Annotated in this window: 21 protein-coding genes; 4 read left to right on the top strand and 17 right to left on the bottom strand. The window is 53.3% G+C overall.

Features of this window, described 5'->3' with window-relative positions:
* Positions 1-20 precede the first annotated feature (20 nt).
* The 3 genes from atpA to AB8881_06710 all read right to left on the bottom strand — a co-directional run bounded on the left by atpA (position 21) and on the right by AB8881_06710 (position 4,547).
* Positions 21-1,556, bottom strand: a complete 1,536-nt coding sequence (gene atpA, locus AB8881_06700; protein ID XDZ62243.1) for a F0F1 ATP synthase subunit alpha — start codon at positions 1,554-1,556, stop codon at positions 21-23.
* Positions 1,556-2,110: a F0F1 ATP synthase subunit delta gene (locus AB8881_06705; protein ID XDZ62244.1), complete on the bottom strand. Its 555-nt coding sequence runs from the start codon at positions 2,108-2,110 to the stop codon at positions 1,556-1,558. The genes atpA and AB8881_06705 overlap by 1 nt, the downstream gene beginning before the upstream one ends.
* Before the next feature lie 181 nt (positions 2,111-2,291).
* On the bottom strand, positions 2,292-4,547 hold the full coding sequence (locus AB8881_06710) for a primosomal protein N' (GenBank protein XDZ62245.1): 2,256 nt from the start codon (positions 4,545-4,547) through the stop codon (positions 2,292-2,294).
* Between the two features lie 167 nt (positions 4,548-4,714).
* On the opposite strand from AB8881_06710, the gene fsa reads away from it, so the two are divergent.
* From fsa to AB8881_06725, 3 genes are read left to right on the top strand one after another with little or no spacing between them, the layout of a single operon-like run.
* Entirely contained in the window at positions 4,715-5,368 is a 654-nt protein-coding gene (gene fsa, locus AB8881_06715; protein XDZ62246.1) for a fructose-6-phosphate aldolase, read from the top strand.
* 27 nt (positions 5,369-5,395) lie between these two features.
* The gene (locus tag AB8881_06720) at positions 5,396-6,124 is read left to right on the top strand and encodes a DUF484 family protein (GenBank protein XDZ62247.1); all 729 of its coding nucleotides are present in this window, start codon (positions 5,396-5,398) and stop codon (positions 6,122-6,124) included.
* Positions 6,121-7,017: a tyrosine recombinase XerC gene (locus tag AB8881_06725; protein ID XDZ62248.1), complete on the top strand. Its 897-nt coding sequence runs from the start codon at positions 6,121-6,123 to the stop codon at positions 7,015-7,017. Before AB8881_06720 ends, AB8881_06725 begins: the two co-directional genes overlap by 4 nt.
* 48 nt (positions 7,018-7,065) lie before the next feature.
* On the opposite strand, the gene lpdA is transcribed toward AB8881_06725, so the two are convergent.
* From lpdA to sdhC, 9 genes are all read right to left on the bottom strand, one after another.
* Positions 7,066-8,475, bottom strand: coding sequence for a dihydrolipoyl dehydrogenase (lpdA, locus tag AB8881_06730; protein ID XDZ62249.1), 1,410 nt, complete (start codon positions 8,473-8,475; stop codon positions 7,066-7,068).
* A 127-nt stretch (positions 8,476-8,602) separates the two neighbouring features.
* Positions 8,603-9,859, bottom strand: a complete 1,257-nt coding sequence (gene odhB, locus AB8881_06735) for a 2-oxoglutarate dehydrogenase complex dihydrolipoyllysine-residue succinyltransferase (GenBank protein ID XDZ62250.1) — start codon at positions 9,857-9,859, stop codon at positions 8,603-8,605.
* A gap of 57 nt (positions 9,860-9,916) precedes the next feature.
* Positions 9,917-12,871 (bottom strand): 2-oxoglutarate dehydrogenase E1 component, encoded by a 2,955-nt coding sequence (locus AB8881_06740; protein XDZ62251.1) that lies wholly within the window; start codon positions 12,869-12,871, stop codon positions 9,917-9,919.
* Between the two features lie 238 nt (positions 12,872-13,109).
* Positions 13,110-14,057 carry a malate dehydrogenase gene (gene mdh / locus AB8881_06745; GenBank protein XDZ62252.1) on the bottom strand — a complete coding sequence of 316 codons (948 nt, stop codon included), beginning with the start codon at positions 14,055-14,057 and terminating at the stop codon, positions 13,110-13,112.
* 211 nt (positions 14,058-14,268) lie between these two features.
* A complete protein-coding gene (zapE, locus tag AB8881_06750) occupies positions 14,269-15,420 on the bottom strand; it encodes a cell division protein ZapE (GenBank protein XDZ62253.1) in 1,152 nt (383 codons plus the stop codon).
* Positions 15,421-15,477: 57 nt separating this feature from the next.
* Entirely contained in the window at positions 15,478-16,254 is a 777-nt protein-coding gene (locus AB8881_06755; protein ID XDZ62254.1) for a succinate dehydrogenase iron-sulfur subunit, read from the bottom strand.
* 20 nt (positions 16,255-16,274) lie between these two features.
* The gene (gene sdhA, locus AB8881_06760; GenBank protein ID XDZ62255.1) at positions 16,275-18,065 is read right to left on the bottom strand and encodes a succinate dehydrogenase flavoprotein subunit; all 1,791 of its coding nucleotides are present in this window, start codon (positions 18,063-18,065) and stop codon (positions 16,275-16,277) included.
* 65 nt (positions 18,066-18,130) lie between these two features.
* Positions 18,131-18,493, bottom strand: a complete 363-nt coding sequence (gene sdhD / locus AB8881_06765; GenBank protein XDZ62256.1) for a succinate dehydrogenase, hydrophobic membrane anchor protein — start codon at positions 18,491-18,493, stop codon at positions 18,131-18,133.
* Positions 18,494-18,508: 15 nt separating this feature from the next.
* On the bottom strand, positions 18,509-18,883 hold the full coding sequence (sdhC, locus tag AB8881_06770; GenBank protein XDZ62257.1) for a succinate dehydrogenase, cytochrome b556 subunit: 375 nt from the start codon (positions 18,881-18,883) through the stop codon (positions 18,509-18,511).
* A gap of 298 nt (positions 18,884-19,181) precedes the next feature.
* Between sdhC and pdxY the strand changes: the two genes are divergently transcribed.
* A complete protein-coding gene (gene pdxY / locus AB8881_06775; GenBank protein XDZ62258.1) occupies positions 19,182-20,021 on the top strand; it encodes a pyridoxal kinase in 840 nt (279 codons plus the stop codon).
* A gap of 91 nt (positions 20,022-20,112) precedes the next feature.
* On the opposite strand, the gene AB8881_06780 is transcribed toward pdxY, so the two are convergent.
* The 5 genes from AB8881_06780 to rplS form a co-directional block, all read right to left on the bottom strand.
* Entirely contained in the window at positions 20,113-21,147 is a 1,035-nt protein-coding gene (locus AB8881_06780) for an aspartate-semialdehyde dehydrogenase (protein XDZ62259.1), read from the bottom strand.
* A gap of 87 nt (positions 21,148-21,234) precedes the next feature.
* Complete coding sequence (leuB, locus tag AB8881_06785) at positions 21,235-22,347, bottom strand: 3-isopropylmalate dehydrogenase (protein XDZ62260.1); 1,113 nt, start codon at positions 22,345-22,347, stop codon at positions 21,235-21,237.
* Positions 22,348-22,387: 40 nt separating this feature from the next.
* On the bottom strand, positions 22,388-22,993 hold the full coding sequence (leuD, locus tag AB8881_06790) for a 3-isopropylmalate dehydratase small subunit (protein XDZ62261.1): 606 nt from the start codon (positions 22,991-22,993) through the stop codon (positions 22,388-22,390).
* A complete protein-coding gene (gene leuC / locus AB8881_06795; GenBank protein ID XDZ62262.1) occupies positions 22,972-24,414 on the bottom strand; it encodes a 3-isopropylmalate dehydratase large subunit in 1,443 nt (480 codons plus the stop codon). Before leuC ends, leuD begins: the two co-directional genes overlap by 22 nt.
* A 55-nt stretch (positions 24,415-24,469) precedes the next feature.
* Positions 24,470-24,850, bottom strand: coding sequence for a 50S ribosomal protein L19 (rplS, locus tag AB8881_06800; protein ID XDZ62263.1), 381 nt, complete (start codon positions 24,848-24,850; stop codon positions 24,470-24,472).
* Positions 24,851-24,862: the final 12 nt, after the last annotated feature.

Below are 24,862 nucleotides of genomic sequence, written 5' to 3' on the forward strand. Positions count from 1 at the left end.
CCCGCAAATGCCTTCACCATTTACGAAAAGCTTTTACCAAATGCCTCGATGGCCTTTGCTAATTTGTCAGATGTGGCATCCGACAATGCTTTCTCATCACGGATTGTATCGAGAACGTCCTGATTGTTGCTGCGAAGATGATCAAGCAGCCCTGCCTCAAAGCGGCCAATATCAGATACGGCGATCTTATCAAGATAGCCTTTCACACCAGCAAAAATAACCGAAACCTGCTCTTCAACGAGCATCGGGCTATATTGAGCCTGCTTCAGCAATTCGGTTAGACGCGCACCGCGCTCAAGCAACGCCCGGGTTGATGCGTCCATGTCTGATGCAAACTGGGCAAAGGCCGCCATCTCGCGATACTGCGCCAATTCCAGCTTGATCGTGCCGGCAACCTGCTTCATCGCCTTGATCTGGGCAGCTGACCCAACGCGGCTGACTGACAGGCCGACGTTAACCGCCGGACGAATACCTTTGTAGAACAGTTCAGTCTCAAGGAAGATCTGCCCGTCAGTAATCGAAATAACGTTTGTAGGAATAAACGCAGACACGTCACCGCCTTGTGTCTCGATCACTGGCAGCGCGGTCAATGAACCTGAACCATTTTCAGCATTCATCTTGGCTGCACGCTCAAGAAGCCGTGAGTGCAGATAGAAAACGTCACCCGGATATGCTTCACGTCCCGGTGGGCGGCGCAGCAACAGGCTCATCTGGCGGTAGGCAACTGCCTGCTTTGACAAATCGTCAAAGACAACAAGCGCATGCATGCCATTGTCGCGGAAATATTCGCCCATAGCCGCCGCTGTGTAAGGGGCAAGGAACTGCATTGGTGCCGGATCGGACGCGGTTGCGGCAACGACAATTGAATATTCCATCGCGCCTTGCTCTTCTAGTGAGCGAACGATCTGGGCCACTGTTGACCGCTTCTGACCAACCGCAACATAGATGCAGAAAAGCTTTTTGCTGTCATCTTTACCTGCTGCGTCATTCACCGCCTTCTGGTTGATGAAGGCGTCAATTGCAATCGCGGTTTTACCGGTTTGGCGGTCACCAATGATCAATTCGCGCTGACCACGGCCAATCGGGATCAGGCTGTCAATCGCCTTCAGGCCGGTCTGCATTGGCTCATGCACTGACTGACGCGGCATAATGCCCGGTGCTTTTACTTCAACGCGGCTACGCTTGGTGTCTTTTAGCGGGCCCTTGCCGTCGATTGGGTTGCCAAGCGCGTCAACAACGCGGCCAAGCAGGCCCATGCCGATCGGCGCATCAACGATTGATGACGTCCGGCGCACAACATCGCCTTCACGGATCGACCGGTCATCGCCAAAGATAACGATACCCACATTGTCCGATTCAAGGTTAAGCGCCATGCCTTTCACGCCGCTTTCAAATTCGACCATCTCACCGGCCTGAACTTCATCCAGACCGTGGGCACGGGCAATACCGTCACCGACTGAGAGCACGCGGCCCACCTCGGCAATTTCCGCCTCACTACCAAAATTGGCAATTTGTTCCTTGAGGATCGCTGAAATTTCAGCCGCACGAATATCCATCACGCAACACCCTTCATGGCTGATTCCAGCCGGCTAAGTTTGGTTTTGATTGACGTATCAATCATACGAGAGCCGATGCGCACCACAAGACCGCCGATCAGTGACGGGTCTACACGCATCGAAAGTGACAATTTGTCGCTGCCGGCAAGCCGGGCGACAGTTTTCTCTACAACCGCCTTGCGGCTGTCATCAAGTTCGACAGCTGAGATGACTTCGGCAGAGATTTGACCGCGACGGCTGGCATGTTCTTGCTGAAATGCCTGAATGACGCGGGGAAGCGCACTCAACCGGCCATTTGCCGCCAGAGTACCCAAGAATTTGATGGTCAGCGCATCGGCACCAGCTTTTTGCAGAATTGCGGTGATTGCTGCCTGCTGTTGTTCGCGCGACAGGATTGGCGATTCGACCAGCTTTCGAAGGTCTTGGCTTTCACCGAGCATAGCTGAAATGCTACCCAATTCGTCATGGATGGAATCAACTTTATTGCTGTCGACGGCCAGCGCATAAAGCGCGCCGGCATACCGCCCTGCAAGACCTGTAGCGCCTGAACTCACCGACTAAACCCTCATCCTAAAGAAATTCGATTTTTGGGTGCACCACCCGTCGCGCGCTGACGCGGCCCGACCAGTTGTGACGGGTGGTTGCTATCATAGCCATGCCCGAAAGGCAAGCAGTCACGCCATGAAAAATTGACGAATTTTCGATGCACCCCACCCGCAGGCGAGGTGCTAAACTCTAGAGGAAACTATAGGGGTCGATGTCAATCTGCATCCGCACCGATGACGGCAGCTTGATTGCCCCAAGCCATCCCTTCAAAATATGCTGAATATTCACACCCTTATCGGCCCTGATAAGCAATCTGGCGCGATGTTTTCCTTTCAAAAAGCCGATCGGGGCAATTGCCGGCCCGTAAATCTGCACCGCATGAAACTGGGGGCGGGTCGCGTCAATCTGGCGAAGCGCCTGATGCAGCCGGTCTTCATGGGGCGAGGCGATGATAACCGCCGCCAAGCGGCCAAAGGGCGGCATTCCGGCAGCATTTCGAGCCGCCGCCTCTTGTGCCAGAAAGGCGTCACGATCACCAGCAATCAGACTAACCAGAACCGGATTTTCCGGTTCCAATGTTTGCAGTAACGCGGCCCCCGGGCGCGATTCGCGTCCGGCACGTCCCGCCACCTGACTAAGCATCTGAAATGTGCGTTCAGCGGCGCGCAAATCACCACCAGCAAGCCCAAGATCAGCATCAACCACCCCAACCAGTGTCAAATGCGGAAAATGATGTCCCTTGGCGGCCATCTGCGTGCCTATGATGATATCAACCTCACCATCGCTGACCGATTGGATAAAGGCTTCGGCCGCTTTTGGTGTGCCAACGGTATCGCTGGACAGCAGGGCAAACCGCGCTTCGGGAAACCGGAAAAGCACCTCTTCGGCAAGCCGCTCTACCCCGGGACCACAAGCCTGCATCTGATCCTTTGCACCACAAGCCTGGCAATCATTGCTCGGGCGCGATTCATGGCCACAATGGTGACACCGCAGACGACCTGCCAAACGATGCGCCACCATCCATGAATCGCAATTCGGGCAGGTCACTTTGGTGCCGCAGGCCCCGCAAAGCGTCAATGGCGCATAGCCGCGCCGATTCAAGAATAACAGGCTTTGTTCACCGGCTTTAAGTCGCGCCTCAATGGCCTCGACAAGGGGCGGCGCCAGCCATCTGCCACGTTCGGGCGGCGTTTGGCGCAGGTCAATCGCGGTAATATCGGGAAGGCGGGCATCATGAACCCGCTTTGGTAACGTTAAGTAATCATACCGCGCCGAAAGCCCCGTTTTACCAGCATTGACCCAGCTTTCCAGTGACGGCGTCGCGCTTGCCAGAACCACCGGCACCTGATCAAGCTGCCCCCGCAATACCGCCATGTCGCGCGCCTGATAGATTGCCTGATCTTCCTGTTTAAAAGCATGCTCATGCTCTTCATCAACAATGATCAATCCAAGCCGCGAAAATGGCAAAAACAAAGCCGATCGTGCACCCACCACGACCTCGGCACGGCCTTGCAGCACAAATCGCCATGATTTGCGCTTTTGCGCAGGTGAGATATCGGAATGCCATTCAACCGGCGGCACGCCAAAGCGCGCGGTAAACCTTGCGCGCCACGCAGCAGACAGGGCAATTTCAGGCAACAGAATCAGCACCTGCTGTCCAGCCGCAACGGCCGCTTCAACGGCCTCGAAATAGACCTCGGTTTTGCCCGAACCAGTTACCCCGTCAAGCAGGCAAGCCCGAAACCCATTGCCAACCGCCCGCCGCAAATGAGATGCGGCCTTTTGCTGGTCGGCAGTTAAGGTGACACTGCGCGCCCCATGCCCTGAATTATGCCGCAACGCCGGTGGCGGCTGATCCGCCGAAACCAGCTCTACACGCACAAGCCCCGCGTCTTCCATGCCGTTTAAAACCGCCTGACTGACCCCACAAGCAGCGGTGATCGCAGCAGCGGTAGCGCCAATCTTCGATGGAATATTACCCTGATTATCCGGTGTTTGCGGCCTCGTTTGGGCGGCAAGGTAATCAATAATTTTCTGACGTGATACGGTCAGCCGCGCACCAGCCTCTGGCATTTTATGATAATAGCGTTTTTGCTGTGGCGGGCGCCCAAAGGCGGCGGGCTGGCTCAACACCATTTTCACCACCGCACCAAGCGGCGCCATCGTCCAGGCCGCAACCCGTTCGATAAACAGCACCAGCGCTTCAGGCAATGGCGGCAGTTTAACCAGCGTTTCAACCGCCCGCAGCTTGGCCATCGGCACATCACCAAGCGCTGGCCCCATGACAATACCGGGCAAATGCCGCCCGCCAAAAGGCACCATCACAAGGCTGCCTCTTGACGCACCAAGCGCTGGCCCTGCGAGATAATCATAGATCCCGCCAACCGGCGCAGCAACCGCAACCGCCAGTACAGCTGGTTGTGTCATGGCCTCAGGGTCATTCATGATAAATCTTTATACAGCATAGGATCCTATGGAATTTATTCGCCACCACAGCTAGGCTGATCACACATCATTTTTAAGATTGTGGATTTGCGAAGTTGCTTCAAGTAAACTTGCGTGGCGGGCTGAAAAAGCGCAAGCATCAATCCAGTTAAAACAGGATCAACACCATGAAAATTTTTCTTGATAGTGCCGACATTGGCGAGATCACCGCGCTTTGCGATACTGGATTTGTTGATGGCGTCACAACGAACCCGTCATTGATTGCCAAGTCTGGTCGCAACATCCTTGATACGATTGCCGAAATTTGCCGCCTTGTTGATGGGCCGGTTAGCGCCGAAGTGACCGCAACCGATTTTGAAACAATGCTTGCCGAAGGCCGCAAGCTAGCTGCAATCGCGCCAAATGTAACGGTCAAAGTGCCGCTTACCCGCGATGGGTTAATGACCTGCCGCGCGCTGAGTGATGCTGGCACTGATGTGAATGTCACCTTGTGCTTTACCGCAGGTCAGGCCTTGCTAGCGGCCAAGGCTGGGGCGAAATTCATTTCGCCTTTTGTCGGGCGGCTTGACGATATTGGCCGTGACGGTATGGGACTGATCGAAGAGATTTGCAGCATCTACGCAAATTATGACTATCAAACTGAAGTGCTGGTGGCCTCGGTGCGCAGTACCCAGCATGTTGTCGATGCCGCGCTGATGGGGGCTGACGTGGTGACCTTGCCACCAAAGATTTTAACGGCACTTTACAAACACCCGCTGACTGACAGCGGTTTGGATGCTTTTTTGCAAGACTGGAAAGATACCGGTCAGTCGATTCTCTAGGTTATTCTGACAGACAAAGGCAGCGTTATGGCAGCAGATAAACCGGATACATCCATCACCGCCAAAGATGTTGCCAATTTTCTGGCTGGCAACCCCGATGCCATGTCAGACTTGCTGGCAACCGAACCAGAGTTTCTGGCCACCTGCCTGACTGCGGCTGGCACCCATGCCGCTGCTCACATGGATAATAAAGTGGTTGACCTGATACCGGCGCTGGCCGCCAAAGCGCGCCAAGATGCCCGCAAAATTAGCCAGACACATCAGTCGCTATTGCATGTTGCGGCTGAAAATATGCTGAATTGGACGCGGTTGCATCATGCCACATTGGGGCTTCTGGCCAGTACCGATCTGGCCGGAATGTGTCAGGTGATATCAACCGAATTTCCGGTGATCTTTGATCTTAGCCAATGCCAGCTCATCACCGAGGCTGAAGCTGGCCTAAATTCTGGTCTACAGGTTGGGCTGGCGGTACATCCGGCCGACCAGATAAATGCCGCCACCCAAGGCCGCGGCCTGTTTTTGGGTCTACCAAACGATGCTGCGCAAGCCCTGTTGATAAAGCCGGCACAAAGCCTAGCAATCATTAGATTGCCCGACCGGTTGCTGGACCCTGTATCGCAGTGCCTGTTATTGCTTGGTGGCAAAACGGCTAATAGTTTTCACCCCGACCTTGGCAGTGACCTATTGGTGTTGCTGGCCGAAATGGTGGGCGTAACCTTGGCCGCGCGACTGGAATTGCAGGCAGAAATGACATGATCGCAGCGGCACATCGGGCAGCATGGTTGCGCTGGCTCGCCAGTGAAAAACGCTATGGCGCAAACACGCTTGATGCCTATGAACGCGATCTTGACGATTTTTCCAGCTATCTCTCAACAACGACGAATACGGCCGATGCACCGCTGTCACGTCAGCTATTTCGCGGCTGGCTTGCGGCAATGGCATCGCGTCAGCTGGCGCGCACCACGATCGCCAGACGTGTATCATCAATACGCAGTTTTTACCGGTTTTGCGGGCGTAACCGGTTGCTTGATGTTCCCGATCTTGGCTGGCTTCGTGCCCCGCAACCGCCGCGCGCCGTGCCAAAATCAATGTCACCGGATGATGCGCGCGCGTTGCTGAATGCAATTTTCGCGCGGCGTGGGGCTGACTGGATCAAAAAGCGCGACTTTGCCGTCCTCATGCTGCTTTATGGTGCTGGATTGCGAATTTCCGAGGCGCTTGGACTATGCCGCAAGGATGCCCCGCTTGGCGACTGGCTTCGCATTACCGGCAAGGGCGACAAGATACGCGATGTACCCGTCCTAAAGGCAGCAGCCGAGGCGGTTGATGACTATCTGGCATATTGCCCGTTTGATGGTGGGCCGAAAGCACCGCTGTTTATCAGCAGCCGCAACAAGCCGCTTGGCCCCCGTGCTGTGCAGCGTTTGCTTGAGGAGCTGCGTGTCGAGCTTGATCTTCCTGGTCACGTCACACCGCATAGTTTACGCCATGCCTTTGCCACGCATCTTCTTGGCAATGGTGGTGATCTAAGGGCAATTCAAGAATTGCTTGGCCATGCCAGCCTGTCGACAACTCAGCGCTATACTCATGTTGATGAGACGCACCTCATACAGATACACCGCGATACCCATCCGCGTGCACGCCGATAGCCAGTAACGCAAGTCACCACTTAATGCAATTTTGATTTTGCCGGATGGCTAGATATGGATAGCGCGCCCATCAACCGCCAGCGCGGCTTCTTTGACGGCCTCATTCAAGGTCGGATGGCCGTGACAGGTGCGGGCAATATCTTCAGATGACGCGCCAAAGGCCATTGCCGTGGCACATTCATGAATAAGGGTTCCCGCTTCATGGCCGATGATATGGACACCCAGAACCTTATCGGTTTTGGCGCAGGCAAGAATTTTGACAAAGCCGTCAGTATGACCTTGGGCGCGCGCCCGGCTATTTGCCGAAAACGGAAATACGCCCTTGGCATAGTCGATACCCGCGTCGTTTAACGCCTCTTCAGATTTGCCAAGCGTCGCAATTTCTGGCGCTGTATAGACAATCCCCGGTACCAGATCATAATCGACATGACCGGGCTTGCCGGCCATCATCTCAACCGCAGCAACCGCATCTTCCTCGGCCTTATGCGCCAGCATCGGCCCATCAATCACATCACCAATCGCATAGATATCCTCGATGCTGGTTTCAAAACGCGCATCAACCGCAATGCGGCCACGCGGCGTCATAGTGACCCCGATTTTTTCAAGCCCCAGCCCTTCAGTCGCTGGATGACGGCCAACCGAAACCAAGGCGATATCTGCGTCAATCGTCGCTTCATCGCCGCCATCAGCTGGCGTTACGGTCAGGCTAACGCCTTTTTTATCAGCCTTGGCCGACTTCACCGCTGTACTAAGGCGGAATTTCAACCCCTGCTTTTTCGCAATTGTCATAAATTTCTTGGCAATTTCACTATCCATGCCCGGCAGAATCCGCGGCAGATATTCGACCACCTCGACCTCGGCGCCCAATCGCGCCCAGACAGTGCCAAGCTCAAGCCCAATATAACCAGCACCAATTACCACTAGTTTTTTTGGCAGCGTTTCAAGACTAAGAGCGCCGGTTGAACTGACGATGCGTTTCTCGTCGATGGTAATACCCGGAAGACTGGACGGGTGACTGCCAGTGGCAATCATGATTTTTGCCGCCTTATATTCGCCCTTATCCTTGCCATCGCTGATGGTAACACTGCCCGCACCGGAAATGGTCGCACTGCCTTCAAGCCGGGTAATCTTGTTTTTCTTGAACAGAAAATCAATGCCACCAGTCAATGTATCAACAATGTCACTTTTCGATTTCATCATCTGCTGCAAATCAAGTGACACCGAGCCAAGCGTGACCCCCATATTGCCAAGCGCGCCAGAGGCCGCACTGGCAAAATGTTCGGACGCGTTCAACAACGCCTTTGACGGGATACAGCCAACATTAAGACAAGTGCCGCCAAGCGTTGGCCGCTTTTCAATACAAGCGACATTTATCCCAAGCTGTGCCGCACGAATCGCGCCAACATACCCGCCCGGGCCAGCACCAATGACGATAAGATCAAAGCTGTTATCCTGCATCTTGGGTTCCTTCTTGCTCGCGCCATTTACCCGGGATGGACTCTTTCGGCGGTTTGATGCCCCCTAATTTTACGGGCCTTAATCTTACCGGCCTTAATCTTGCGGGCCCAAATTAGATAGGCCCAAATTAGACACCAACCAACAAGCGGCGTGGATCTTCGACCATTTCCTTGACCCGTGCGAGGAATGATACCGCCTCACGGCCATCAATAATCCGGTGATCATATGATAACGCCAAATACATCATCGGACGAATTACAATCTGATCATCAATGACGACGGCGCGTTTTTCGATCTTATGCATACCTAGAATACCACTTTGTGGCGGGTTTAAAATTGGCGTCGACATCATCGAGCCATAAACCCCGCCATTCGAGATGGTAAAGGTACCACCAGCCATTTCATCAGGCGTAATCTTGCCATCACGGGCACGAAGGCCAAAATCTGAGATGGCGCGTTCGGTCTCGACCAAACTCATCTCGCCAGCATCCTTGATCACCGGCACAACAAGCCCTTGCGGCGTGCCAACCGCAACGCCGATATTATAATAGTTTTTATAGATAATATCAGTGCCGTCGATTTCGGCATTTACCGCCGGAAATTCACGAAGCGCCTGAATTACCGCCTGAACAAATACCCCCATGAAGCCAAGCCGGACTTCATGCATGGCTTCAAAAGCATCTTTATAATCAGCGCGCAACTTCATCAAGGCCGACATATCCACCTCGTTAAAGGTGGTCAGCATCGCCGCGGTATTTTGCGCCGACTTTAACCGTGACGCAATTACCTGACGCAATTTTGACATGCGCACACGTTCCTCGCGCGCGGCATCAACGGCACGCGGCGTAACGCGGGGTAGGGCTGGCGCAACGGCGGGTGCAGTTACCGCGGCGGCTGGTGCGGCTTGCGGTCGGCTAATTGCGGCCAGAATATCGGCCTTGGTTAACCGGCCCCCAACGCCAGTTGCCGGGATATTTGCCGGATTTAGATTATGTTCTTCTACCAGACGGCGAACCGCTGGTGACAGATCGGATGTGTCAATTGCCACTGCCGGCGCGGCAGATGCGGTAGGGGCTGAGGGTGCGGTAGGGGCAGCGGGCGCGGCAGATTCTTTTGCTGCTTTGGGCGCTTGTTTCGCGCCGACAGCACCTTCTTCAACCCGCCCCAATAGCGCGCCAACTTCAACCGTTTCGCCTTCCGGCGCGACAATCTCGGCAAGTTTACCGGCAACCGGTGATGGCACTTCCAACGTCACCTTGTCGGTTTCAAGCTCAACGATCGGTTCATCCGCTGCAACAGCATCGCCAGCCTTTTTAATCCAGCGCGCAACCGTTGCGTCGCTTACAGACTCGCCAAGTGTTGGAACATGAATATCAACTGACATTATAAGCACCCTCCTACGGTACCTTGTCTTAAATTGCGCCAGATTATCAGGCGTTATCTATTTCTTTGCCGAAGCTGTGTTTTTTGTTTTGCCTGCTGGTTTGCTTGGCGATAGGCCAAGCGCTTCATCTACCAATGCCTTTTGCTCACGGTTATGACGCGCCAGCGTCCCCGTCGCAGGCGATGCGGCCGCCGGACGACCCGTATATAAAAGCCGACTCTGAGCCATATTGATTTCGTCCATAACCTCTTCGATAAAGTCGCGGATAAATGTCCAGCTGCCCATATTTTTTGGCTCTTCCTGACACCAGACAAGTTCCGCATTCGGGGTCTTTGCCAGACGCTTCATCACTGATTTATGCGGGAAGGGATAGAGCTGTTCAAGACGCAGAATTTCAATATCCCACGCCTCCGCTTCGTCACGTGCGGCCGCCAGATCATAATAAACCTTGCCCGAACACATGACGATGCGCCGTGCCTTACCATGATTAACCTTGGTACCTTTTTCATCAAGCAGACGGTGAAAGCTTGTGCCAGGGCCCATTTCGGCAAGGTCGGAGACCGCTGCCTTGTGCCGCAACAGTGATTTTGGCGTCATCACAACAAGTGGCTTGCGGAAATTGCGGCGCACCTGACGACGCAGAACGTGGAAATAATTGGCCGGCGTGGTGCAGTTTACCACCTGCATATTATCCTCGGCACATAGCTGCAGATACCGCTCAAGGCGCGCTGATGAATGTTCTGGCCCCTGACCCTCATAGCCATGCGGCAGCAACAGAACCAGCCCGTTCATGCGTAGCCATTTTGCCTCACCAGACGAGATAAACTGGTCGACGACAACCTGCGCACCGTTGGCAAAATCACCAAACTGCGCTTCCCACATGACCAGCGCATTTGGCTCGGCCTGCGAGAACCCATATTCAAATCCCATGACCGATGCCTCGGAAAGCGGCGAGTCGATCACTTCAAAAATTGCCTGATTTTCATCAAGATTAGTCAGCGGTGTGTAGCGTTCTTCGGTTTTCTGGTCGATAAAAACAGAATGGCGTTGGCTAAATGTGCCGCGGCAAGAATCCTGCCCCGATAAACGCACCGGATTACCATCAAGCACGGTCGCTCCAAAGGCCAGATGCTCGGCCGTTGCCCAATCAATGCCTTTGCCCGATGCAATAGCATCAGCGCGCGCTTTCAAGATGCGCAATAGCTTTGGATTCAGCGTCATATGATCCGGTGCTGCGGTCATCACCGCACCAATTTTGCGCAACCGGTCAAGCTCCACAGCGGTATCCCCGCGCCGCTCATCACCATGTGCGGCAACCATGCCTGACCAACTACCTTCAAGCCAATCCGCCTTGTTCGGCAGATAGTTTGTTCCCGCCGCAAACTCATCATCAAGATGCGCAACCCGGTCTTCGATGACCTTATTTGCGCCGGCCTCGTCATAAACACCCTCGGCAATCAGGCGCGATGCATAGATTTGTCGAATCGACGGATGCTCGGCAATCGCCTTATACATCAGCGGCTGGGTAAAGGCTGGCTCATCACCTTCATTATGACCAAAGCGGCGATAGCAGAATATATCAATGACGACATCTGTGCCAAAGGCCTGACGGAATTCAGTGGCAATCCGCGCGACATGAACGACCGCTTCGGGATCATCGCCATTCACATGAAAAATCGGCGACATAACCATTTTGGCAACATCGGTTGGATAAGGCGATGACCGCGAATAATGCGGACTGGTGGTAAAGCCGATCTGGTTATTCACCACAATATGGATCGTACCACCAGTGCGATAACCACGAAGCGCCGAAAAGGCGAAGGTTTCACCAACAACACCCTGTCCGGCAAACGCCGCATCACCATGCAGCAAAATACCCATAACTGCGGTGCGGTCAGCATCACCGCGCTGCTGCTGTTTCGCGCGAACGCGTCCCACCACGACCGGATCAACAATTTCCAGATGCGACGGGTTTGGTGCCATCGACAGATGGACTTCAACGGCGTCAAATTCACGATCAGCCGATGCGCCCATATGATATTTCACATCACCTGATCCGCCCACATCTTCAGGATTGGCAGGGTTGCCAAGGAATTCGGAAACGATGGCGCGAAACGGCTTTTGCAGAACATTATGCAGCACATTCAAACGGCCACGATGGGCCATGCCGATCACGGCCTCGCGCAGGCCTAACTGGCTGCCACGTTTAAGGATCTGTTCCAATGCCGGTATAATCGACTCGCCACCATCCATACCAAACCGCTTGGTACCGGTGTATTTTTTATGGAGATAACGCTCAAACTCTTCGGCATCAACAAGGCGCTCATAGATCGCTTGCTTGCCCTTAACCGTAAAATCGGTCTGATTACCGATGGCCTCGATGCGCTCTTGTATCCACGCCTTTTGCGCCGGATCTTGAACATGCATAAATTCAACACCAATCGTGCCGCAATAGGTTTTGCGAAGTCGGCCAAGAATTTCCGTTAATGTTGCCGTTTCAAGCCCAAGAACATAATCAATAAAGATTGGTCGCTCCCAGTCATCGTCACCAAAGCCATAGCTTGCCGGATCAAGTTCGGGGTGAAGCGGCTTTTCCTCAAGCGCCAGTGGATCAAGATTTGCCAACAGATGGCCGCGAATACGGTAAGCACGGATTAGCATTACCGCACGAAGCGAGTCCAATGTAGCGGCGCGCATATCTACAGCATTGATTTTGCGCCCAGTACCATGCGCCTGTGCCACAGCCTTGATCGAGGCATCAGCATCAACCGCGCCGACAACGCGGCTTTGCGGCCGACCCCAGCTTGGCCCGGCCTCAACATCAGCACCAAAATCACCGGCTTTGCCCAATTGTTCGAAATAGGCCGCCCAATGCGGATCAACCGATAACGGGTTTTCACGCCACGCCTTGTTCATTTCGGCGATAAAGGTCGCATTTGCCCCAGATAGAAGACTAAAATCGATTGCAGCGCCCATGACTACATCACCAATGTTAGAAGCAGTATCATCCATGAAAAAATTCACATTCCCTAGCGTGTCGAGGCTCGAATAGTCTTTCAGTCTATTCGTTAATTTCGGTATTTCAAGTCGTATAGGTATTTCCTGCCAAATGACAATGAATCCGACATTGTTTTAGGCAAAAACTAGGGGCCGTCAACCGCCTAAAAAGATCAACCTCGACGAACAGAAGGCCGGCTTTAACCGGCCTTTTTTGATGATTTTAAATTGGCTGGCAAAAGCGCATTTATACCTAGAGTTTATCAACAACCTCATTCAAGGTTTTGACTGCCGCAACCGAATTGTCAAACATCGCTTGCTCATCAGCATTCAACTCAATTTCAACAATCCGCTCGACACCGTTGGCACCAAGAACAACCGGTACACCAACATAAAGCCCGTTCAGACCATAAGCCCCATTAACATAGGCCGCACATGGCAACAGCCGCTTTTTGTCTTTCAAATAAGCGTCGGCCATTTCAATAGCCGATGATGCCGGCGCGTAAAAGGCCGAACCGGTTTTCAACAAGCCAACAATTTCAGCGCCACCATCACGAGTACGCTGGACGATTTCGGCAATCTTTGCATCGCTTGACCAGCCCATCTTGACCAGATCAGGAACCGGAATGCCGGCAACCGCCGAATAGCGCACCAGTGGCACCATCGTATCGCCATGGCCGCCAAGAACAAATGCCGTCACATCTTCAACAGACACATTAAACTCTTCGGCAAGGAACAGACGGAACCGCGCAGAATCAAGCACACCCGCCATACCAACAACCTTATTGGTCGGCAGACCAGACGCTTTTTGCAGAACGCCAACCATGACATCAAGCGGGTTCGTAATGCAGATCACAAACGCATCGGGGCAATTGTCTTTGATGCCGGCGCCAACCTGCTGCATTACCTTGGTGTTAATCCCGATCAGATCGTCACGGCTCATGCCCGGCTTGCGCGCAACGCCAGCGGTAACAATAACAACGTCACTGCCCGCCAAGGCGGCATAATCATTCGCGCCTGAAACATTTGCGTTAAAGCCCTCAATCGGACTTGCCTGCGCAATGTCGAGCGCTTTGCCCTGAGGAACCCCCTCGGCAATATCAAACAGCACAACATCACCAAGCTCTTTCAGCCCAGCCAGAAGCGCCAACGTGCCGCCGATGTTACCAGCGCCAATAAGGGAGATTTTATTACGTGCCATATCAACAAATTCCATAAATTGCAGGGATCAAACCGTACCGCGCAATGTTACGAGCCTTTGCCCGTCGCGCCGAACACGTTTTTTGTGTACCTAACTATCAAATAACATACAAGCGCAAACCGGCAACAGCCAGTCTTCACGCACTGATTTTCCAATGCGTTTTACTGGTAAGTTTTGCCCATGAATTTACCGGTGAATTTACCGGCAATTATCACTGGTTTTGCGCCTTGCCACGCTGCGCCATTTCTCCTAGCCGCGATGCGGTGCGGGCAAATTCAAATTGCCACTGGTGACCCTGATAAAGTGTGGCAATATCCGTTTCAGCCGACGCAATCAAGAACCTGCCCCGATCATATAGCGCATCTATCAGCCACATAAAACGGCGTGCAACATGTTCGTTCGCATCATTAAATTGTGGTACGTCGCTTAGCACAAGCCCGGCGAACCGGCCTGCAACCGCCAGATAATCACGCGCACCAAGCGGCACATCACACAGGCTGGCAAAACTGGCAAAACCAACGTCGCCAGACACATTTTCGATCGTAATTTCACGTCCAGCCACGCGAATTATCTCGGCAGAAATTTTACCATCACCGGCAAGCTGGCGAAAGGCGGCGTCAAGCTGTGGCCCGGCGGCCTTGGCGGGAACGTGCCATGCTGGCAAATTGGCAAGAACGGTACCGCGCCAATCAGTGCCATCATCAAGTCGGCACATCTCGCAACGATCCTTCAAAAGCGCGATGAAGGGCAGGAACCGGTCACGATGCAGCCCGCCCTTATAAAGATCATCAGCATGGCGATTGGACGTTGCAACAACAACAATTCCGCGTTCCAGCATACCAGAAAAAAGCCGTGCTAAAATCATTGCATCGGCAATGTCGCGCACTTCCATTTCATCAAAACAGATCACCGCACCACGCCGCGCCAGTTCGCCCGCCGCCGCCTCAATCGGGTCATCCGCGCCGTTCGTTCGGGCTTCATGGATAACATCTTGCGCCAGCACCATAAAATCATGGAAATGTAGGCGCCAAATAGCGGGGCGATCCGGATCGTCAAGCCCTTGGGCAATCACCGCATCATGGAACATATCCATCAGCATGGTTTTGCCGCGACCAACCCCGCCATAGATATACAGCCCTTGAACTGGGTCTGATCGGCGCGGCATCAGGCGGCCAGTTATCCGGCGTAACAAAGCCGGCAAACGAGATTTTGATTGCGCCGCCACGTGCAGCTGGTCGATTAACTGATCAAGTCGCACCGCCATTGCCGCTTGAGCCGGATCATCATTTAGGGCTTTTCCAGCAACCAGCGCGGCCAATTGCTGGCTTGGATAGGCACTATAATCCCGCTGGCCGTTTGTCATAAGGATATACCGCCCCCGCGAATTATGCCCAACAGTGACCGCTGCCTTCAGGCAGGTTTAACGCTGGGCCATCTCGCTTTTAATACCGGCAATGGCCTTGCCCGGGTTCAACCCTTTCGGACAGGTTTTCGCGCAATTCATGATCGTATGACAACGATAAAGCGAGAAGCTGTCATCAAGCGCATCAAGCCGTTCACGCTTTTGCTCATCACGGCTGTCAGAAATCCAGCGATAGGCCTGCAGCAAAACCGCCGGGCCAAGATATTCGTCGCTGTTCCACCAATAGCTTGGGCAGGCCGTCGAACAGCTAAAGCACAAGACGCATTCCCATAATCCATCCAGCTGTTCGCGCTCGGCTGGTGACTGGCGGCGTTCCTCGCCCTCAGGGGCGGCAGTTTCTGCCTTCAGCCATGGCTCGATAGAGGTCAATTGCCGGTAAGCATTGCTGAGATCGGGCACCAGATCCTTTACCACCGGCATATGCGGCAGTGGATAAATCTTCACATCCCCCTTTACGTCGCTGATGCTTTTTAGACAGGCAAGGGTGTTGGTGCCGTCGATATTCATCGAGCATGATCCACAGATACCCTCGCGGCAAGACCGGCGAAAGGTCAGACTGCTATCGGTTTCATTTTTGATTTTGATCAGCGCGTCCAGTACCATTGGCCCGCAATCATCAAGATCAATTTCGAAACTATCAATGCGCGGCTGGGCATCATCATCTGGCGACCAGCGATAGATTTTAAAGGTTTTTACATCGCGCGCACCCGCTGCCGCCTTATGGGTTACCCCACCGGTAATCTGCGAATTTTTCGGCAATCGAAACTCGGCCATTTTTCTTTCCTCGTCCTTACCTAGTAAACGCGCGGCGCTGGCGGGATGGGAGCGATATCATTGCTCAACGTGTTCATCACAACATTGCGATAATCAAGCTTTGACTTATTGTGCTCATCAAGCCACATGACCGTATGTTTCATCCAGTTTTCATCGTCGCGCTCAGGCCAATCTTCATGTGCATGGGCACCGCGCGATTCCTGCCGCTGTTCGGCTGAACGGATGCTGACCAGAGCTTGGCTCATCAGATTTTCTAGCTCTAATGCCTCGATCAGGTCTGTATTCCAGATCAGCGATTTATCAACAACGCCAATCTGTCCCATTTTGCCAGCAATCTTATCCATCGTGGCAACACCATCAGCAAGCGATACACTTGACCGGAATACTGCCGCATGGCGCTGCATGGCGTGCTGCATTTCCAGCCGAATCGACGCTGCGCTCAAGGTGCCACTGGCATGACGCATCCGGTCAAATCTTGCTAGCGCCTTATCGGTGGCGGCTTGGGGGGCACGTTTTGAGGTTACGCCCGGCGTGATGGTTTCAGTGGCACGGTGCGCCGCGGCACGGCCAAAGACAACAATATCAAGCAATGAGTTTGTGCCAAGACGGTTCGCGCCATGAACTGACACGCACGCCGCCTCGCCAATCGCCATCAAACCCGGCACGACAGCGTTCTGGTCATCCTTAGTTGGGGCCAGCACTTCGCCATGATAATTGGTCGGAATACCGCCCATATTATAATGCACAGTTGGCAGAACCGGAATCGGCTCACGCGTTACATCAACACCGCAGAAAATTTTCGCCGTTTCGGTAATGCCGGGAAGGCGGGTATGCAATGTGTCAGGATCAATATGCTCAAGATGCAGCATGATATGATCCTTATTCGGGCCAACACCGCGACCTTCATTAATCTCAATCGTCATCGCGCGGCTTACCACATCGCGGCTTGCCAGATCTTTTGCAGTCGGGGCAAAACGCTCCATGAAACGTTCACCCTCAGAATTGGTCAAATAGCCGCCTTCACCGCGCGCACCTTCAGTGATCAGAACACCAGCGCCATAGACGCCGGTTGGGTGAAACTGCACAAATTCCATATCCTGCAGTGGTAATCCAGCACGAAGCGCCATCGCATTACCGTCGCCAGTACAGGTATGCGCCGAGGTACAGGAGAAATACACCCGCCCATAACCGCCAGTTGCCAGCACGGTCTGCTGTCCCCAGAAACGGTGCAGACTGCCATCTTCCATGCAAAGCGCAATGACCCCAGCACATTCGCCATCTTCGGTCATCAGCAGATCAAGCACAAAATATTCAATATGGAAATGCGCCTGATATTTCAGACATTGCTGGTACAAAGTATGCAGGATCGCATGACCGGTTCGGTCAGCCGCCGCACAGGCCCGGCGCGCCATTGATTTGCCATGGTCTAATGTATGACCACCAAACGGACGCTGATAGATTTTGCCTTCTTCAGTGCGGGAAAACGGCACGCCGTAATTTTCCAGTTCGATCACTGATGGGATAGCGTTTCGGCACATATATTCGATGGCATCCTGATCGCCTAGCCAGTCTGACCCCTTGACCGTGTCATACATATGAAAGCGCCAGTTATCGCCTTCGCCCATATTATTAAGCGCGGCGCCAATTCCGCCTTGTGCAGCAACGGTGTGCGAGCGTGTCGGGAAAACCTTTGTGATACAGGCGGTTTTCAACCCGCCAGCAGCCATGCCAAGCGTGGCACGCAAGCCGGCACCGCCCGCGCCGACAACGACAACGTCATATTGATGGTCAGTGATTTCATAAGCACTCATTACCTAAATCCTTTTCTATGCGACCATTTCGCAAGCCTGTTCGATGCCGAACCCTTCACTGCCCCCTATATCAGTCCCACAATCATACCAACCGATATAAGGCTGGCTGCTGCCGCAATGGCGAAAACGCCACGCGCAATTGTCACCAGCGCCAAACGGCCACTGGCAAGCGGAACATAATCCTCGATAATCATCTGCACCCCAAGCGCGGCATGAAACAAGCCAGCACCCACCAAAACCGCCAGCGCCAGCGCATGGTACGGCGTCGCGACAAAGCTTTTTGCCGCAGCATAATCAAGCGCGCCTATCATCGCGACGAGATAGGTAAAATACACCATCAATGCCAGCGTGATGACCGCGCTGATCCGCTGCCAGCGCCAATGTCCAAAGCCTGGGTCTCGTGGATTTTTTGCCGATGATTTTGCCATGCTAAAAATCCTTTTTTACAAAACCACCAGCCATAGGGCAGCAGTCACCAGAACGGTCAAAACAAGCACCAGATAGCCACTTTGATAAACCTGTTTGACCTCCAGCCCGAGGCGAAGATCCCATGACAAGTGCCGAATGCCGTTCAGGCCATGATAGACCAGCGCCAGCGAATAGCCAAACAGGACAAATTGCCCCAGCGGGTGCTGTAATGAGGCTGCAACGGATCCGAATATATCAGCGCCCGCCGCCAATGCCGCCAGCCAAATTGTCAGCAACAGGCTGCCCGTTGCCAAGACAGCACCACTGGCCCGATGCATGATTGACATTACCGAGGTCAGTTGCGGGCGATAGACCTGTAAATGCGGTGATAATGGGCGCGGCTTGGCCATTTGATCCTCACGTGGTCATCAAGAAGAAAGGCTGAGCGCAAAACACACCCAGACTGCGATTTAGACTATGATTTATATGTGGTATTGAATGCCAATAGTCAATGTGTAAGGGCGAAAACTCTGTCATCATATGCCGCGTTGGGGCGCATTGAAATGCCCGCCATAGTTTAGCATGACATCACGGCAGAAAGCGCCGCTTTAGGCTCAGCATCTGCGGCTAGGACTATCGCTGTCTGTCAACGATTCATGGCTTTGATTGCGTTTGCCTTTTCGCCAAAAGCACTGCAAATATGATTCCATGGAACAGATATTATCAATTCAATCAGCAGTGACGCTTGGCTTTGTCGGCAATAATGTTGCCGCGCCGGTGATAACGCATCTCGGGCATCAGCCATTATTGGTCAATAGTGTCACGCTTGCGGCGCATCCGGGCTATGGGCTGATCGCGGGTGGACCAACGCCTGATGCGACATTTACAGAAATTCTAGACGCCTTACCGGCCCTTAACGCGCTCGCCAATATCGGCGCCGTGATCACCGGCTATCTTGGGGCCCCGTCGCAAATTAACGCCATTACAAATTTGATCATACAATGGCAGGCAGCACAGCCAAACGGGCATTATGTGCTGGATCCGGTGCTTGGCGATAACGGCCGTATCTATGTTGACGATCAGCTTGTTAGCGAAATGCGCGATCAACTGTTACCGCTTGCCAGCTTTCTAACGCCCAATCAGTTTGAGCTGGAACTTCTGGCCAAGCAGCCCGTGACTGATGTCGCGAGTGCAACTGCGGCGGCGCGGCAATTACTGGCGCAAAATCCGCGCTTAAAAGGGGTTGTTGCAACCGGCATTAGCGGGCGTGATGGCCGCGTACATGATTGTTTTGTCACCTGCGAAGACGCGATTGATCTGGCCACAAATGATCTGGCTTATGAAAAACGCCCTACCGGCATTGCCGGTGGCGGTGATTTACTAACTGTCATTTTTACCAGCTGGCTTGCCGCTGGCCAGTCGTTTCATGCCAGCTTTACTGCCGCCAGCACCCAAGCGCATGCCATTATCGACAAAAGCGCGAACCATCTGGAAATCGCGCTTCTGGAAAATCTGTATCGACTCACAGCGATCGGCGCGGAACAGTAATCATAGGCCGACAGCGATTAAAGGGGGAAGCGATTAAAGGGCGACAGCGATCAAAAACGACCCTGTCACCCCGATGATATGCAGTAACTGCCTAGCGGCCGCTAAGATTACGTGCGGCAAATAATTCGGCGATCTGCACCGAATTAAGGGCGGCCCCTTTTCTTAGATTGTCTGACACGCACCAGAACACCATACCATTTGGCACGGTCGGGTCTTTGCGAATCCGGCTGATATAAACCGCATCTTCACCGGCCGCCTCATGTGGGGTGACATAGCCTTCATTCGCCCGATGGTCGACAACAATCACCCCTGGCGCATTTTCAAGTAATGAGCGCACGGCTTTTTCGGTCATTGGCTTTTCGGTTTCAATGAAAACCGCCTCGCTATGACCAACAAAAACTGGAATCCGGACGCAATGCGCAACAAGCTCGATTGCCGGATCAAGAATTTTCTTGGTCTCGGCGCTCATCTTCCATTCTTCCTTGGTAAAGCCATCATCAAGGAACACATCAATATGCGGGATCGCATTAAAGGCAATCTGTTTGGTAAAGATTTCCGGCTGAACCGCATCATTCACGAAAATGCCGCGCGTCTGGTTAAACAGCTCATCCATCGCTGGACGTCCGGCACCTGACACCGCCTGATAGGTTGATACGACAACACGTTTGACCGAGAATTCATCATGCAATGGCTTTAGCGCAACAACGAGCTGAGCTGTCGAGCAATTCGGATTAGCAATGATATTGCGGCCATTGTTCTTGATCAAACAGCCTTCGATTGTATCGGGATTGACCTCTGGAACGATCAGTGGCACGTCACTATCCATCCGGAAGGCCGATGAATTATCAATCACCACACATCCGGCCGCACCAGCCTTTGGCGCATAGGCCTTGGCAGTATCGCCGCCCGCCGAAAACAGTGCAATATCGGCAGTGGCAAAATCAAATTTATCAAGTGCCTGGATGGTGACGATCTGATCCTCGCCATATGACACTTCCTTGCCAACTGATTTTGACGAGGCAAGCGCATATATTTTGTCCGCCGGAAAATTCCGCTCGGCGAGGGTTTGCAGCATTTCACGGCCAACCGCACCGGTTGCGCCAACGACGGCAACTTTGTACCCCATTCTAAAATCCTCCAGTAAAGGCCCAATATCCATGTCCGTTTGGTTGGGCGGCTAAATTTCCACCAACAACGGATATGGTGGTTTGATTTAACGTGCCAGACGATCCATTGCGTCAAGCACGGCTTTGGTCATGCCTTCGGTACCGGTCTGCTCGCATCCCGGGGCCATAATGTCGCCGGTGCGTTTCGTTTCCAGCGCAATATTGACAGCCTTTTCGACCAGGTCAGCTTCTTCCGCCTGATCAAAACTATAGCGCAGCATCATCGCAAAGCTGAGGAACTGTGCCAAAGGATTGGCCAGACCCTTGCCCGCGATATCAGGGGCAGAACCATGCACTGGCTCATACATTGCCTTTGGCAGGCCAGTCTCAGGATCGGGCGTACCCAGCGATGCTGATGGCAACATCCCCAGCGAACCGGTCAACATTGCCGCACAATCTGACAAAAGATCACCAAACAGATTATCCGTAACGATCACGTCAAACTGTTTGGGGTTGCGAACCAGCTGCATGGCGCAGTTATCTGCATACATATGGCTAAGTTCAACACCATCGCCCTCTGCCGCATGAAGCGCGGTCATAACCTGCCGCCACAACACGCCGGAATGCATTACATTGGCCTTTTCAACCGAGGTAAGACGGCCGTCGCGTTTGCGTGCCAGATCCATACCAACGCGGCCAATCCGCTCAATTTCGGGGGTTGTGTAGGCGTTAGTGTCATAGCCTCTTTTAATACCGTCGCCCAGATCATCAATGCCCCGTGGTTCGGCAAAATACGACCCACCGCACAATTCGCGAAGAATCATGATATCAAGACCGGATACAACTTCAGGCTTTAACGTCGACGCATCAACCAATGTCGGAAACACCATTGCCGGACGCAAATTGGCGAAAAGATCCATTTCCTTACGCAAGCGCAACAGGCCTGCCTCGGGCCGCACATCAAACGGAACGCCATCATATTTCGGCGTGCCAACAGCGCCAAAAAGCACCGCATCACTGGCAATCGAATCGGCAAGGGTTTCATCGGTCAATGGCGTGCCATGCACATCATAAGCAGCGCCGCCAACAAGGCCTTCGGACAAATCAAAGCCGAGGCTGCGATGTTTTGCCAGCCAGTCAATGAGCTTCATATTGGCCTGCATGACCTCATTGCCAATGCCGTCACCGGGCAACACCATTACTTTGCGATTAGACGCCATCTTCTTTTCCTTCACTTCAGAGCTTTGAGCTAGGTCGCGTTTAAAGCCAGGGTTGATCCTTGTCACGCTGGGCTTCGAAACTGTCGATATTATCCGCTTTTTCAAGGGTAAGACCAATATCATCAAGCCCTTCGAGCAGACATTTCTTGCGGAACGGATCTATCTCGAATGATACCGTCGGACCATTTGGACGCCGGATTGTCTGAGTCACCAGATCAATTGATAATTCAGGGTTTTCCGTGTCAGACGCATCGGCCATCAGCGCATCACGATCATCCGCACTAACCACGATTGGCAAAATGCCATTCTTGAAGCAGTTATTATAGAAGATGTCAGCAAAGCTAGTTGAGATAACGCAGCGAACGCCAAAATCAAGCAACGCCCATGGCGCATGTTCACGGCTTGATCCACAGCCAAAATTATCACCAGCCACCAGAATTTTCGCATCGCGATAAGGCGCACAGTTCAACACGAAATCGTCGATCTCGGTGCCATCCTGACGATAGCGCATCTCATCAAACAAATTCTTGCCGAGGCCAGACCGTTTAATGGTTTTCAAAAACTGCTTCGGAATAATCATGTCCGTGTCGATGTTCAGAATATTCATCGGCGCGGCAACACCGGTCAGCTTGTCAAATTTCTGCATGGTATCGCTCCGTTTTCTTTGATGTTCCGCACATCGGCAAGATGGCCGGTCAACGCTGCTGCAACCGCCATTTGCGGGCTTACAAGATGCGTGCGACCGCCACGGCCCTGACGGCCCTCGAAATTCCGGTTTGATGTCGACGCACACCGCTCGCCCTCGGCAAGCTTGTCAGCATTCATCGCAAGACACATTGAACAGCCCGGCTCGCGCCATTCAAATCCGGCATCAATAAAGACCTTGTCCAGACCTTCAGCCTCGGCCTGTTCTTTGACAAGGCCTGAACCCGGCACCACCAGCGCGCGCATTCCATCGGCAACTTTACGGCCCTCAGCCAGTGCCGCCGCTGCCCGCAAATCCTCGATCCGGCTATTGGTGCATGAGCCGATAAAGACAGTATCAACCTTGATATCGGTCAGCTTTTGTCCGGGTGTCAGCCCCATATAGGCAATTGCCCGTTCCATTTTGGCGCGCTTGCTGGCATCTTTTTCCTGATCCGGCAACGGCACTGAACCGGTGATCGCCAGCGCATCTTCAGGGCTGGTACCCCATGTCACGGTTGGCGCAATATCTTCGGCTGCAAGCGTGATCTCGACATCGTAACGCGCATTCGCGTCTGACGGCAGCGTTTTCCAATAGGCAACGGCACGATCCCAGTTTTCACCCTTCGGTGTCATTGGGCGGTTCGCCAAGTAATCATAGGTTGTTTGGTCGGGCGCAATCATGCCGGCGCGCGCGCCAGCTTCGATGGCCATATTGCAGACCGTCATCCGGCCTTCCATACTGAATCCACGAATCACTGATCCGGCAAATTCAATCACATGACCCGTACCGCCAGCGGTACCGATCTTGCCAATGATTGCCAAAATCACGTCCTTGGCGGTGACCCCATCTGCAAGCGTGCCATCAACGGTGATGCGCATATTTTTTGCTGGCTTTTGGATTAATGTCTGGGTTGCCAGCACATGTTCGACTTCAGATGTACCAATGCCAAAGGCCAGCGCCCCAAATGCGCCATGGGTTGCGGTATGCGAATCACCGCAAACAATGGTCATGCCGGGAAGGGTAAATCCCTGTTCAGGGCCAATCACATGAACAATACCCTGACGGATATCATCCATCGCAAAATAAGGAACGCCGAAATCGGCCGCATTTTTTTCAAGGGCTTCAACCTGAATGCGGCTTTCTTCATCCTCGATACCGACCGAACGGTCAGTTGTTGGAATATTATGGTCGGCAACAGCAAGGGTGCGGTTCGGGGCCCGTACGGAACGGCCAGCATTACGCAGACCTTCAAAAGCCTGCGGACTGGTCACTTCGTGAACCAGATGCCGGTCAATATAAATCAGGCAAGTGCCATCTTTCTGTTGATGCACAACATGTGCATTCCAGATCTTATCAAACAGAGTTTTTGGAGCCGACATATCATTCTCCTGATTGCTGCCGGCGAGGAGGTCATCTCAAAGCCGGTCTGGCAATTTAAGAAGATGACGCCTCGCGATAGGTTGTTTTTTCAGCGATACGCGCTGCCTTACCGGTACGGCCACGCAAATAATACAGCTTTGCACGGCGGACACTACCACGACGCATTACCGTAACACCGGCAACTTGCGGGGCATGAGTTGGGAATACGCGCTCGACGCCTTCACCATAAGAAATTTTCCGGACGGTGAATGATGAATTAACACCATCGCTTTTGCGCGCAATACAGACCCCTTCAAAAGCCTGAATCCGCTCACGCGTTCCTTCGATCACCTTAACGTCAACACGCACGGTGTCACCTGGTGCAAATTCTGGCAACTGGCGTTGGCCAAGCACTTTCTCGATCTGTTTATTGCCTATGCGGTCAATGATGTTCATCGCCCGATTCCC

It is taken from the genome of Alphaproteobacteria bacterium LSUCC0396 (assembly GCA_041228345.1).
Taxonomy (GTDB): Bacteria; Pseudomonadota; Alphaproteobacteria; order Puniceispirillales; family Puniceispirillaceae; genus UBA3439.